Annotated in this window: 10 protein-coding genes and 1 tRNA gene; 9 read left to right on the top strand and 2 right to left on the bottom strand. The window is 73.3% G+C overall.

Annotated features, from left to right (window positions below; all coding sequences use genetic code 11):
* Nucleotides 1-25: 25 nt before the first annotated feature.
* Entirely contained in the window at nucleotides 26-1222 is a 1197-nt protein-coding gene (locus tag ACYP53_RS03935) for a serine/threonine-protein kinase (RefSeq protein WP_459646642.1), read from the top strand.
* 243 nt (nucleotides 1223-1465) lie between these two features.
* Complete coding sequence (locus tag ACYP53_RS03930) at nucleotides 1466-2317, top strand: fumarylacetoacetate hydrolase family protein (RefSeq protein ID WP_189915712.1); 852 nt, start codon at nucleotides 1466-1468, stop codon at nucleotides 2315-2317.
* A gap of 70 nt (nucleotides 2318-2387) precedes the next feature.
* Here the strand turns inward: ACYP53_RS03930 and ACYP53_RS03925 are convergent, their stop codons facing one another.
* On the bottom strand, nucleotides 2388-3173 hold the full coding sequence (locus ACYP53_RS03925) for a TetR/AcrR family transcriptional regulator (RefSeq protein WP_189915713.1): 786 nt from the start codon (nucleotides 3171-3173) through the stop codon (nucleotides 2388-2390).
* Between the two features lie 140 nt (nucleotides 3174-3313).
* Between ACYP53_RS03925 and ACYP53_RS03920 the strand changes: the two genes are divergently transcribed.
* From ACYP53_RS03920 to ACYP53_RS03905, 4 genes are all read left to right on the top strand, one after another.
* The gene (locus tag ACYP53_RS03920; protein ID WP_459646641.1) at nucleotides 3314-5020 is read left to right on the top strand and encodes a DUF885 domain-containing protein; all 1707 of its coding nucleotides are present in this window, start codon (nucleotides 3314-3316) and stop codon (nucleotides 5018-5020) included.
* A gap of 184 nt (nucleotides 5021-5204) precedes the next feature.
* On the top strand, nucleotides 5205-6863 hold the full coding sequence (locus ACYP53_RS03915; RefSeq protein WP_268256558.1) for an MFS transporter: 1659 nt from the start codon (nucleotides 5205-5207) through the stop codon (nucleotides 6861-6863).
* Between the two features lie 82 nt (nucleotides 6864-6945).
* The gene (locus tag ACYP53_RS03910; RefSeq protein WP_229928524.1) at nucleotides 6946-7905 is read left to right on the top strand and encodes a carbohydrate kinase family protein; all 960 of its coding nucleotides are present in this window, start codon (nucleotides 6946-6948) and stop codon (nucleotides 7903-7905) included.
* A gap of 107 nt (nucleotides 7906-8012) precedes the next feature.
* Nucleotides 8013-8969, top strand: coding sequence for a trypsin-like serine peptidase (locus ACYP53_RS03905; RefSeq protein ID WP_459646640.1), 957 nt, complete (start codon nucleotides 8013-8015; stop codon nucleotides 8967-8969).
* 112 nt (nucleotides 8970-9081) lie between these two features.
* On the opposite strand, the gene ACYP53_RS03900 is transcribed toward ACYP53_RS03905, so the two are convergent.
* Nucleotides 9082-9153 (bottom strand) — tRNA-Arg (locus ACYP53_RS03900).
* A 205-nt stretch (nucleotides 9154-9358) separates the two neighbouring features.
* On the opposite strand from ACYP53_RS03900, the gene ACYP53_RS03895 reads away from it, so the two are divergent.
* The 3 genes from ACYP53_RS03895 (at nucleotide 9359) to lysA (ending at nucleotide 13194) form a co-directional block, all read left to right on the top strand.
* Complete coding sequence (locus tag ACYP53_RS03895; protein ID WP_459646639.1) at nucleotides 9359-9883, top strand: response regulator; 525 nt, start codon at nucleotides 9359-9361, stop codon at nucleotides 9881-9883.
* A gap of 94 nt (nucleotides 9884-9977) precedes the next feature.
* On the top strand, nucleotides 9978-11639 hold the full coding sequence (gene argS, locus ACYP53_RS03890) for an arginine--tRNA ligase (protein ID WP_459646638.1): 1662 nt from the start codon (nucleotides 9978-9980) through the stop codon (nucleotides 11637-11639).
* A gap of 163 nt (nucleotides 11640-11802) precedes the next feature.
* Complete coding sequence (gene lysA, locus ACYP53_RS03885) at nucleotides 11803-13194, top strand: diaminopimelate decarboxylase (RefSeq protein ID WP_459646637.1); 1392 nt, start codon at nucleotides 11803-11805, stop codon at nucleotides 13192-13194.
* Nucleotides 13195-13218 lie beyond the last annotated feature (24 nt).

Below are 13218 nucleotides of genomic sequence, written 5' to 3'. Positions count from 1 at the left end.
GGGCGCGGTCGAGTTGGGGGAGGGCATGGAGAAGGGCGAGGTGCTCGGCGGTCGGTTCCGGCTGGAGGAGCGGCTGGGCAGGGGCGGCTTCGGCGTGGTCTGGCGGGCGACCGACACGACCTTCGACCGGCAGGTCGCGGTGAAGGTGCTGCTCGCCGAGCACGCCACCGACCGGGAGGCGGTCAGCCGCTTCGTCCGCGAGGCCAAGGCGGCCGGCGGCCTCAACAACCCGCACATCGTGACCGTGTACGACTACGGGTGGACCGAGGCCGGCTCCGGGAAGACCCCGTACCTGGTGATGGAGCTGGTCCGCGGCCGGGCGCTGTCCGACGTGCTCAAGGGCGGCCTGCCGGACCACGCCAAGGGGCTGCGCTGGATGCGGCACGTCTGCAAGGCGCTGGAGGCGGCGCACAGTTCGGGCATCGTCCACCGGGACATCAAGCCCGAGAACGTGATGATCGCCGGGGAGGGGGAGCGGGGCAAGGTCCTGGACTTCGGCATCGCGCGGCTGGTCACCCAGACCGTCCGGCTCACCTCCACCGGCAACGTGGTCGGCACCGTCCCGTACCTCGCCCCCGAGTGCTGGTCCGGCGGCGTGGTGGACGGCCGGGCCGACCTCTACGCGCTCGGCGTCATGCTGTACGAGGTCTGCACCGGCGGGCGGCCGTTCCGCGCCGCCTCGGCCGCCGAGTACATGTACAAGCACCTGGAGGAGGTCCCGCCCCGGGTGCGCAGCAAGGACCCGGCGCTGGCCGAGCTGGTCGCCCGGCTGCTCGCCAAGCGGCCCCAGGACCGCCCGGCCGACGCCGCCGAGGTGCTGGAGCTGCTGCGGACGGTCCGGCCGGGGATGCTGCGCCCGGACGACCCCAGCCCCGAGCAGCTGCGCCGGCGGGCCGACCGGGCCTGGCAGCACGGTGTGGCGGGGGAGCCGGCCGAGGCGGTGGAGATCCTCACCGGCCTCGTCCCCGACTTCGCCCGGATCTGCGGCCCGGCCGACCCGAGGACCCTGCGCACCTGCCACGACCTGGCCCTCTGGCTGGCCCGGGACGGCAGCCCGGGGGCCGCGGTCGACCTGCTGGACGAGCTGACCCAGGTGCCGGGCGCCACCCCGGAGGCCCGGGCGGACGCGCGGCGCGACCTCGCGCACTGGCAGCGGCAGGTCGCCCGGCTCGGCCGGGGCCGGGCGCGGGCGCTGAGCCTGGGGGTGCTGCTGGGCGGCTGAACCGTCCCGGGGTGCGGGGCGGGCGGCTGAACCGCCCGGGCGCGGGGCCCGGTGCCGGACCGCCGGTTGTCAACCGTGCGGCCGCCCGATCCGGGCCCCGGTCCGGGCCGGGAATCGGGAGGATTTCGCCGATCGGAACGGTCTGGTCCGCCGCCCCGCGGCGTTGGTATACCTCGTTGCCAGACTCGGGAGCGGTGTCCGTGCCGCCCCGGTGAGCTGCGACGAAAGGCTGGTGACGGATCGATGAAGCTCCTTCGCGTCGGACCCCTTGGCGCCGAGCGCCCGGTCGTGCTGGGTGAGGACGGCACCGCGTACGACCTCTCCGGGCGGGCCCGCGACCTCGACGGGTCCTTCCTGGCCGGGCTGGACCCGGCCGCGCTGGCCGGGGACGTCGCCGCCGGCGTCCTGCCGGTGGTGGACCTGGCCGGGCAGCGCGTGGGCGCGCCGGTGGCCCGGCCGGGCAAGGTGGTCGGCATCGGGCTCAACTACCGCGACCACGCGGCCGAGGCCGGGGCCGCGATCCCGGCCGAGCCGGTGATCTTCCTCAAGCCGAGCTCCACGGTGGTCGGCCCGTACGACGAGGTGCTGGTGCCGCGCGGCGGCGAGAAGACCGACTACGAGGCCGAGCTGGCCGTGGTGATCGGCCGGACCGCCCGCTACCTGGAGTCGCACGCCGAGGCCGCCGGGGTGATCGCCGGCTACACGATCGCCAACGACGTCACCGAGCGGGCCTTCCAGTTCGAGCGCGGCGGCCAGTGGGACAAGGGCAAGTCGGCGGAGACCTTCACCCCGCTCGGGCCCTGGCTGGTCACCGCCGACGAGGTGGCGGACCCGCAGGCCCTCGGGCTGCGGCTCTGGGTCAACGGCGAGCGGCGGCAGCACGGCAGCACCGCGGAGATGATCTTCCCGGTGCTCGAACTGGTCCGCTACGCCAGTCAGTTCATGGTGCTGGAGCCCGGCGACGTGATCGTCACCGGCACCCCGGCCGGTGTCACCCTGGGCCGTCCCGGCACGCCGTTCCTCGCCCCCGGCGACGTCGTCGAGATCGAGATCGACGGCCTCGGCCGCCAGCGCCAGGTGCTCGGCAAGGCCTGACCCGCAGGGCCCCGACCCTTGGCACGGGGGTCGGGTCCACGTCGGGTCCACTTCGGTTCCACGGCCTGTCCTAGTGAGGCTCCAGGACCTCCCGCAGCCGCGCGGCCCGCGGCGCCCCCGGGCCCTCCAGCGCGAGCACTCCCGCCAGCACCTGCGCCGTCTGCGGGTCGTGCAGTGCCGTCGCCGCCGCCATCGCGGTGAACTGGTCCACCAGCCAGTCGCGCAGCTCGGCCACCGGCAGCGCGCGCCCCTCGTCCAGCCAGCTCAGCGACGCCCCCTCGACCACCGCGATCCAGGAGCGCACCAGCAGCGTCAGGCGCGGCCCGGCCTCCCGCACGCCCAGGTGGCGCAGCGTGCGCCGGAGCGCGGCCCGGCGGACGTCGTCCACGATCGCCGAGGTGCGGGCCGTCTCCACCACCGAACCGCCGCGCAGCAGCGCCGAGTAGCCGGCGTCGTGCTCGGCCACGAAGGCGAAGTAGGCGTCCAGCACGGCGGACAGCTGCTCGGACGGTGTCCCGGCCGGCGGGACGGCGAAGCGGCCGGTCAGCTCGTCGGCCGCGGTGCGCAGCGCGGCCTCGTACAACTGCTGCTTGCCGCCCGCGAAGTAACGGTAGACCAGCGGGCGGGAGGCCCCGGCGGCCTCGGCGACGTCGTCCAGGCTCACCTCCTCGGGCGGCCGGGAGGCGAACAGCTCCAGGGCGACCGCGATCAGCTGCTCGCGCCGCTGCTGGACCGGCAGCCGCCGGTAGCCGGTGCGGCGCGGGCGCGGCCCGGGCAGGGCCGGGGCGGGCGGGGCCGTGGCGGCCGGGGCCGGGGCGGGCACCTGGTCGGATGCCGGTGTGGGGCGGGCTTCCATGGCCGTCAGCGTAATGGGCGCCGGACCGATCGGATCCTGTCGCGGCCGAACGGATTTTCCCGCTCCGGCCTCCCGTACGCGCCGGTGGATGCCGGTGGCAAAGGGGTTGCAAACGGGCCGCGCCACGAAATGATGTCCGGATGGTTGAAGAACTGATCACCGCGGACGGCGGCACCCCGCGCCGCATCGCGGACGACTACGTCCGCGCCCTGGCCGAGCTCGACCCGCTGACCGCGGTCTACCTCGGCCTCAACCCGGAGGACGACCGGCTGCCCGACCTCTCCCCGGCCGGTCGCGCCGCGATCGCCGGCCTCGGCCGCCGCACCCTGGCGCGGCTCGACGAGGCCGAGCGCGCCGGTCTCGCCGAGGACGAGTCCGAGCGCCGCTGCGCCCGGCTGCTGCGCGAGCGGCTGACCGCCGAACTGGCCGTCCACGACGCGGGGGAGGACTTCCGCGCGGTCCGCAACCTGGCCTCCCCGGTGCACGACCTGCGGGAGTCCTTCACCCTGATGGCCACCGGCACCGAGGCCGAGTGGGAGGTGGTCGGCCGCCGGCTGGCGAAGGTCCCGGTCGCGCTGGAGCAGTACCGGCAGACCCTGGCCGAGGGCATCGAGCGCGGCCTGCTGTCCGGCCCGCGCCAGGTGACCACGGTGGTCGGGCAGATCGCCGAGTGGCTGGAGGGTGAGGTGCCGGGCGGATGGTTCGGCCAGTTCGTCCAGGACGCCCCGGAGTCCCTGCGCGCCGAGCTGTCCGGGCATGCGGTGGCCGCCTCCGAGGGGCTGGCCGCGCTGCGCGACTGGCTGCGCGATGTGTACGGCCCGGCCGCCGCCGGCACCCCGGACGCGGTGGGCCGCGAGCGCTACCGCCGGTGGGTCCGCTACTGGGCCGGCGCCGACCTGGACCTGGACGAGGCCTACGCCTGGGCCTGGACGGAGTTCCACGACCTGCTCGCCCAGATGCGCGTCGAGGCCGAGAAGGTCCTCCCGGGCGCCGACCCGATGGCGGCGATGGCCTGGCTGGGCACCGAGGGCCCGGCCGTCGAGGGCGCCGAGGGCATCCGGGAGCACTTGCAGGGCCTGATGGACCAGGCGGTCCGGGACCTCCAGGGCGTCCACTTCGACCTGGCCGAGCCGATCACCCGGGTCGAGTCGAAGATCGCCCCGGCCGGCAGCGCCGCCGCGCCGTACTACACCCCGCCGTCGCTGGACTTCACCCGCCCCGGGCGGACCTGGCTGCCGCTGCTGGGCCGGGAGCGCTTCCCGCTCTGGGACCTGGTGTCGATCTGGTACCACGAGGGCGTGCCGGGCCACCACCTGCAGCTCGCGCAGTGGAACCACGTCGCGGACCGGCTCTCCACCTACCAGGTGAGCCTCGGTGGGGTCAGCGCCAACCTGGAGGGCTGGGCGCTGTACGCCGAGCGCCTGATGGACGAGCTCGGCTACCTCACCGACCCGGGCCACCGCCTCGGTTACCTCAACGCGCAGATGATGCGGGCGCTGCGGGTCATCGTCGACATCGGCATGCACGCGGGCCTGGACTTCCCGGCGGACTCCCCGTACGAGCCGGGCGCGCCGGTCAGCCCGGAGCACGCCCGCGAGTTCTTCGGCCGCTACTGCGGCCTGACCGACGACTTCCTGGACAGCGAGCTGGTCCGCTACCTGGGCATGCCCGGCCAGGCGATCGGCTACAAGCTCGGCGAGCGCGCCTGGCTGCGCGGCCGGGCGGCGGCGAAGGCGGCGCACGAGGCGCGCGGCGAGGAGTTCGACCTCAAGGCCTGGCACATGGCGGCGCTCTCGCAGGGCTCGCTGGGGCTGGACGACCTGGTCGAGGAGCTCTCGGCGCTGTAGGAGGCACGGAGGACCGGGCGCGGAGAACCAGGTCCCGGGGGCTCGTCCCGGAGTCCCGGGGGCCTGGTTCTTTTGTCCCAAAAGTCCGATTTGGCAATATTTTTCCTTGCCATCGCGTCGGGCCCGGGTATTGGCTGGAAGGCGACTGCGTGACCTCTCCGCCACACTCCGGAAGGTTCGATCAGTGACTGCCCAAGCTGCCACCGGTCATGAGGGCACGGACAGCCGACGCTGGTGGGCGTTGGCCGTCATCGCCGTCGCCCAACTCATGATCGTCCTCGACATCACCATCGTGAACATCGCGCTGCCGTCGGCCCAGAAGGACCTGGGGATCTCCGACGCCGACCGGCAGTGGATGATCACCGCCTACACGCTCGCCTTCGGTGGCCTGCTCCTGCTCGGCGGCCGACTGGGCGACCTCTTCGGACGCAAACGCGTCTTCACCGTCGGCCTGCTGGGCTTCGCCCTCGCCTCGGCCATCGGCGGTGCGGCCGTCACCCCGGCCATGCTGTTCGGCGCCCGGGCCCTGCAGGGCGCGTTCGGCGCGCTGCTCGCCCCCTCCGCGCTGGGGCTGCTCTCGACGACCTTCTCCGACCCCAGGGAGCGCAGTACGGCCTTCGGCATCTTCGGCGCGATCGCCGGCAGCGGCGCCGCGATCGGTTTCATCACCGGCGGCGTGCTGACCGAGTACCTGGACTGGCGCTGGTGCCTGTTCGTCAACACCCCGATCGCGATCGCCACCGCCTTCGCCGCCCGCTGGGTGCTCGCCCGCGACCACGTCGCCAAGGGGCGGCGGATCAAGCTGGACCTGCCGGGGGCGCTGCTCGGGTGCACCGGCCTGCTCGCCATCGTCTTCGGCACCTCCGAGGCCGTGACCCGGGGCTGGGTCGACTGGCTGGTGCTGGGCGCACTGGGGCTCGGCGTCGTGCTGCTCGCGGCCTTCGTCCTGGTCGAGAAGCGCACCGACCACGCGCTGCTGCCGCTGCACATCGTCGGTGAACGCAACCGCGGCGGCGCCGCGCTCTCGGTCGGCCTGGCCATGGTCGGCATGTTCGGCCTGTTCCTGTTCCTGACCTACTACCTCCAGGTGATCAAGCACTTCTCGCCGGTGATGTCCGGGGTCTCGTTCCTGCCGATGACCGCCGCGATCATCATCAGTTCGACGGGCTTCGCGGCCCGGCTGATGACCAGGGTGCCGTCCCGGAACCTGATCGCCCCCGGTCTGCTGCTCGCCGCGGGCGGCATGGCCTGGCTGACCCAGATGAAGGTGGACAGCCCGTGGGCCGCCATGGTGCTGCCGGCCCAGCTGTTGCTCGGCTTCGGCATGGGCCTGGTGTTCATGCCGTCGATGAGCCTGGCCACCCTGGGGGTCGCCCCGAACGAGGCGGGCGCCGCGTCGGCCACCATCAACTCGGCCCAGCAGGTGGGCGGTTCCTTCGGTACGGCGCTGCTGAACACCATCGCGGCCAGTGCCACCGCGACCTATCTGTCCAGCCGGATCGCCTCCGATCCGGCGGTGCAGGCCCACGGCGCGGTGCACGGCTACGCGGTCGCCACCTGGGTGGCGATGGGGGTGCTGATCCTCGCCGCGCTGGTCGCGTTCCTGATGATCAACCACCGTCCGGCGCCCGGTGAGGCGACCGGCGTCCAGGGCGGCGCGGAACTTGTCACGGAACCCGTCGCGCAACCGGTCGCGGAAACCGCCGGGGGAGCCACCGCCGTACGGGCCGTGGACGGGCGGCCGAGCCCGCGCGAGGCCGCCATGGCCGACGTCAAGGCCAACGTCCGGGCCGGCGGCGAGGTGCGGACGGAGGCGGGGGCGGAGCGGCCACCGACCGATTGAAAAGTTGCAGCAAGGTCTTGCAGTCAACCTCCGGCGCCTGCTTGACTCCTGGCCACCGTCCAGGGATCAAGGAGGCGCCGCCGTGCTGCCCGAGACCACGCCGTCCACGGCCACGCCGCCCGGGTCCGCCGCGCCCGAGTTCGACCTGCTGGTCGTCGGCGGCGCCGGGGTGGACAGCATCGTCCGGGTCGAGCGGCTGGAGATCCCGCCCGGCGACTCGCGGTCCGTCGGCCCGGTGCGCGACTACGTCGGCCACACCGGCAACGGCGTCGCCCTCGGCGCCCACCACCTCGGCCTGCGCACCGCCTTCCTCGACTTCCTCGGCGAGGACCCGCAGGGCGACCTGGTCCGCGCCGCCTACCGGCGCCACGGCCTGCACTTCGCCCACCTGGTGAGCCCGCACGGCACCCCGCGCGGGATCAACCTGGTGGACGCGGCCGGCCGCCGGTTCTCCTTCTACGACGGCCGCCACCCCGCCGACCTGCGGCTGCCGCGCGACTTCTACCTGCCGTACGCCGAGCGCAGCCGGCACGTCCACCTGTCCATCACCGGCGTCAACCGGGACATGTACGCGGACCTGCACCGGCTCGGCCGCACCACCTCCACCGACCTGCACGACTGGGACGGCGCCGACCCGCACCACCGCGACTACGCGCTCGGCTCCGACCTGGTCTTCCTCTCGGTGGCCGGCTGCCGCGGCCGGCACGAGGAGGTGATGCGCGCGATCCTCGCCGAGGGCCGGGCGCGGCTGGTCGTCGCCACCGCGGGCGCCGAGGGCTGCCACCTGCTCACCCGGGACGACCGGACGCCGCACCACCTGCCCGCCGTCGACCCGGGCCGCCCGGTGGTGGACACCAACGGCGCCGGGGACGCCTTCGTCTCCGGCTTCCTGCACGCCTGGTTCCGCGGCCGCCCGCCGCTGGACTGCGCCCGGGCCGGCTCGGTGGCCGGAGCCTTCGCCTGCACCGCCGCCGGGACGCACACGGCCTTCCTCGGGGCGGCGGAACTGGAGGCCGCGCTCGCGCGGTTCCGGCCGGAGTGACGGATTTCTCATCGAGCTCCAAGCCGCCGGTAACGACCTTTGCAGGCAACTCCGTCATAGTCGTTGACCGAGCACCGCCACCGACCGACGGCAGGAGTAGCAGGAACATGGGTCAGCACCGCCGTCCGAAGCCGAGCCGTCGTCGACTTCTGGCCCCGACCCTGTTCACCGGGCTCTCGGCCGTGGTGGTGGCCGCGGTGGTCGCCGGGACGCACGGGCTGGACCTGTCCGACGCGACGGCCGCCGGGAAGGCCGCCCGCTCCACCCGGGCCGCCGTCGCGCCCGCGCCGGTCCCCACCACGGCGGCCGCCCCGGTCGCCGCCCCCACGCCGACCGACGGCCCGACCCCGGTGCCGAGCCCCACCGACCTGCCCGCGCCCACCGACACCCCGGCGGCCGCCACCCCGACGGCCGGTGCGACCACCGCCCCCGCCCCCGCCGACGCGCGCGAAACCGCCACCGTCGGCGCCCTGTTCAGCGGTTCGGTGGCGGCCGGCAACCACTTCTGCACCGCCAGCGTGCTGCACAGCGCCACCGGCAACCTGCTGCTGACCGCCGCGCACTGCCTCAGCAGCACCGACGGCGTCACCTTCGCCCCGGGCTACCGCGACGGCTCCGCCCCGTACGGCACCTGGCAGGTGACCGCGATCCACACCACGAGCAACTGGGCCCAGAAGGGCGACGTGGACGAGGACTTCGCGATCCTGGAGACCGCCCCCAGCAACGGCCGCAAGGTCGAGGACGTGGTCGGCGGCAACCACCTGGGCACCGACGAGCCGTTCGACGCCACCGTCCGCCTCTACGGCTACCCCGCCGACGCCGAGGAGCCGAACCTCTGCACCAACACCACCGCCCGGCAGAGCGCCTACCAGCGGGCCGTCCAGTGCCCGTCCTACCCGGCCGGCACCAGCGGCGGCCCCTGGATCAGCGCGGCCACCGGCGACGTGGTCGGCGCCATCGGCGGCTACCAGCAGGGCGGCGACACCGACGACGTGTCCTACAGCGCCTACTTCGACCACACCATCGCGGCCCTCTACACCCAGGCCGAGACCGCCGCGTCCTGACCCCGGGGGCGCCCTGCCCGGGGGTGCGGGCGGGCCGCCCCCGGACATGACGAAGGCCCAGATCCGTGGATCAACTCCACTGATCTGGGCCCTGATTGCACTTGCTGCGAAGTGCCCCCGGTAGGATTCGAACCTACGCACCCGCCTCCGGAGGGCGGTGCTCTATCCCCTGAGCTACGGGGGCCTGTCGGCCTGTCGGTGGCTCGCGCTTCCGACGTGGAGAACACTACCAGGCCCGGGCCGTGGTCCGCGCACAGGTTTCCGGGAAGATCGTCGGGGCCCGGAAGATCGTTGGGGTGGAAGGCCGTCGGGGCGGCGGCGGGCCCGCGGCGGAGCGGAAGTGTCCAAAGGCCGGACGGGGCGGTGGGGCCGCGGATAACCTCGGTGAGGTGTCGGGAGTGTCCGGGCGGGTCCTCGTGGTGGACGACAACGAGGTGATCCGCCAGCTGATCAGGGTCAACCTGGAGCTCGAGGGCTTCGAGGTGGTGACCGCCGCCGACGGCGCCGAGTGCCTGGAGATCATCCGCCGGGTGAAGCCCGACGTGGTGACGCTGGACGTGATGATGCCGCGGCTGGACGGCCTGCGGACGGCGGCCCGGCTGCGGGCGACGCCGGACACCCGCCGGCTGCCGATCGCGATCGTGAGCGCCTGCACCCCGGCGGACCTGGACCTGGGGGAGACCGTCGGGGTGGACGGCTACCTCGGCAAGCCCTTCGACCCGGCCGACCTGGTGGCCCTGGTCCGCCGCCTGATGCGCCTCGGCGGCGGCGACGACGGCGGACTCGGCGGCGAACCGGCCGGTGAACGCGGCGGCGGGTTCGACGGCGGGGTCGGCGGGCAGCGCGGCGGGCAGCGCGGCGGGCGCACCGGGGGGTTTCGCCCTGAGCGAACAGAGCGGACGGATCGCGGCTGAGACCCCGGGCCGGACGGCGCGTCGGCGCCCCCGGGCGTCTCAACCGGTAAACCGAGTGGCGGGCGGGTACCCCGTCTCGCCTACGCTTGGCGTCGTGACCCCCGCAGACCTTTCCCAGGCAATCCAGGCCGCAGTGAGCTCCGCCGTCGAGGCGGGCGAGCTGGCCGTCGCCGTGCCCGAGCACGTGACGGTCGAACGGCCCAAGAACAGGGACCACGGCGACTACGCGACCAACGTGGCCCTCCAGCTCGCCAAGGCGGCCGGCAAGCCGCCGCGAGCCGTTGCCGAACTGCTGGCCGAGCGCCTGCGAGGGATCACCGGCGTCGCCAAGGTCGACATCGCCGGTCCGGGCTTCCTGAACATCACCCTGGACACCGCCACCGCCGGTGCGCTCGCCCGCACCGTCGTCGAGGCGGGCGAGGCCTACGGCCGCAACGACGCCCTCAAGGGCCTGAAGATCAACCTGGAGTTCGTCTCCGCCAACCCGACCGGCCCGATCCACATCGGCGGCGTCCGCTGGGCCGCCGTCGGCGACTCGATGGCGCGCGTGCTGCGGGCCTCCGGTGCCGACGTCACCACCGAGTACTACCTCAACGACGCCGGCGTGCAGATCAGCAAGTTCGCCGCCTCGCTCCAGGCCGCCGCGAACGGCCGCGAGGTGCCCGAGGGCGGCTACGTCGGCGAGTACATCGTCGACATCGCCAAGGCGCTCACCGACGCGATCCCGGGCGTGCTCGACCTGCCCGAGGCCGAGCAGCTGGAGGTCTTCCGCACCGAGGGCCTCAAGCTCATGGTGGCCGAGATCAAGCGCTCGATGGACGAGTTCGGCACCCACTTCGACGTGTGGTTCTCGGAGAAGACGCTGCACGACTCGGGCGCCGTCGAGAAGGCCATCGACCGGCTGCGCGAGCAGGGCCACGTCTTCGAGCAGGACGGTGCCGTCTTCCTGCGCACCACCGACTTCGGCGACGACAAGGACCGCGTCCTGATCAAGGCCGACGGCGACAAGACCTACTTCGCCGCCGACGCCGCGTACTACCTGTCCAAGCGGGACCGCGGCGCCGAGGTCGCGCTCTACATGCTGGGCGCCGACCACCACGGGTACGTCAACCGCCTCAAGGCCATCTCGGCCTGCGCGGGCGACGACATGGACCGCAACATCGAGGTGAAGATCGGCCAGTTCGTGAAGATGCTTCGCGACGGCGAAGAGGTCCGCATGTCCAAGCGGGCCGGCAACATCATCACGATCGACGACGTGGTCGACTGGATCGGCGTCGACGCCGCCCGCTACACCCTGGCGCGCTCCTCCACGGACTCGACGATCACGCTGGACATCAACATCCTGACCAGCCAGTCCAACGAGAACCCGGTCTACTACGTCCAGTACGCCCACACCCGGATGTGCGGTGTCGCCCGCAAGGCGGCCGAGCTGGGCGTGGACAAGGGCACGGCCGAGCAGTTCAAACCCGAGCTGCTCGCCACCGAGTGGGAGTCCGACGTGCTCGGCCACCTCGCCGAGTTCCCGCGCGTGCTGGCCACGGCCGGCGAGCTGCGCGAGCCGCACCGGGTCGCCGTCTACCTGGAGAAGCTCGCGGGCAAGTACCACCGCCTGTACGAGAACTGCATGTTCCTGCCCAAGGGCGACGAGGAGCTCACGGACACGCACCGGGCCCGCCTCTGGCTGGTCGAGGCGACGCGCACCGTGCTCGCCAACGGCCTCACGCTCCTGGGCGTGACGGCGCCCGAGCGGATGTAAGCACCACCCCCAAGCGCACAGCGGGGGCGGCTGACGGTCAACGAGGACCGTCGCCGCCCCTCGCCATAGGTCTCGAAGGAAATTCGAACATGAGCGAGCGAAGCGAGCGAATCATGGGTACCGCGCGTGGCGAATGCCCCGCCGAGCGCAGCGAGGTGGGCGCATGAGTCGCTCCGCACACCCCGCAGGCCCCCGCCACGGTGACGTCCTGCCCGAGGGCCACTACCAGGCCCCGCCGACCGACCTGAACGCGCTCGACCCCAAGGTCTGGTCGTGCACCGTCACCCGCGACGCCGAGGGCGTGGCCACGGTCGGCGGGATCGACGTCAAGCGGCTGGCCGCCGAGTTCGGCACCCCGGCCTACGTGCTGGACGAGGACGACTTCCGCGGCCGGGCGCGCGCCTGGCGGGACGCCTTCGGCGCCGACGCGGACGTCTACTACGCCGGAAAGGCGTTCCTCTCCAAGGCGGTCGTGCGCTGGCTGCACGAGGAGGGCCTCAACCTCGACGTGTGCAGCCCGGGCGAGCTGGCGGTGGCGCTGGCCGCCGGGATGCCGCCGGAGCGGATCGCGCTGCACGGCAACAACAAGTCGGTGGACGAGCTCGAGCACGCGGTGAAGACCGGCGTCGGGCACATCGTGGTCGACTCGTTCGAGGAGATCGAGCGGCTCGCCGGGATCGCCGCCCGCCAGGGCGTGCGCCAGCAGGTGCTGATCCGGGTCACCGTCGGCGTCGAGGCGCACACCCACGAGTTCATCGCCACCGCGCACGAGGACCAGAAGTTCGGCCTCTCGCTCACCGGGGGTACGGCCGCCGAGGCGGTGCGCCGGGTGCTCGCGCAGGACAGCCTGGAACTGCGCGGCATCCACTCGCACATCGGCTCGCAGATCTTCGACACGGCGGGCTTCGAGGTGGCCGCCCGCCGGGTGGTCGGCCTGCTGGCGCTGATCCGTGACGAGCACGGCGTCCAGCTGCCCGAGATCGACCTCGGCGGCGGCCTCGGCATCGCGTACACCAGCGAGGACGACCCGCGCGAGCCGGCCGAGATCGCGGCCGCGCTGGCCGACATCGTCCGCCGCGAGTGCGCCGCCGCGAACCTGGACGCGCCCCGGCTGAGCGTGGAGCCGGGCCGCGCGATCGTCGGCCCGACGGCGTTCACGCTGTACGAGGTCGGCACCGTCAAGCCGCTGGAGGGCCTGCGCACCTACGTCAGCGTGGACGGCGGCATGTCCGACAACATCCGCACCGCGCTGTACGACGCCGAGTACTCGGTGGCCCTGGTGTCGCGCACCAGCGACGCCGAGCCGATGCTGGTCAGGGTGGTCGGCAAGCACTGCGAGTCCGGCGACATCGTCGTCCGGGACGCCTTCCTGCCGGCCGACCTGGCCCCCGGCGACCTGGTCGCGGTGCCCGCCACCGGCGCCTACTGCCGCTCGATGGCGAGCAACTACAACCACGCCCTCAGGCCCCCCGTGGTCGCCGTCAAGGACGGTGCGGCGCGGGTGATCGTCCGGCGCGAGACGGAGGAGGATCTCCTGCGTCTGGATATCGGATGACGAAATCCTTGTCTCAGATCATGG

The organism is Kitasatospora sp. Ki12, from assembly GCF_054601375.1.
Note: the sequence above shows the minus strand (reverse complement) of the source record. Positions and strands in the feature narration are given on the sequence as shown.

Coding starts and splice junctions, on each gene's coding strand:
- ACYP53_RS03935 (WP_459646642.1), top strand. CDS start 26: ATGGAGAAGGGCGAGGTGCTCGGCGGTCGGTTCCGGCTGGAGGAGCGG.
- ACYP53_RS03930 (WP_189915712.1), top strand. CDS start 1,466: ATGAAGCTCCTTCGCGTCGGACCCCTTGGCGCCGAGCGCCCGGTCGTG.
- ACYP53_RS03925 (WP_189915713.1), bottom strand. CDS start 3,173: ATGGAAGCCCGCCCCACACCGGCATCCGACCAGGTGCCCGCCCCGGCC.
- ACYP53_RS03920 (WP_459646641.1), top strand. CDS start 3,314: ATGGTTGAAGAACTGATCACCGCGGACGGCGGCACCCCGCGCCGCATC.
- ACYP53_RS03905 (WP_459646640.1), top strand. CDS start 8,013: ATGGGTCAGCACCGCCGTCCGAAGCCGAGCCGTCGTCGACTTCTGGCC.
- lysA (WP_459646637.1), top strand. CDS start 11,803: ATGAGTCGCTCCGCACACCCCGCAGGCCCCCGCCACGGTGACGTCCTG.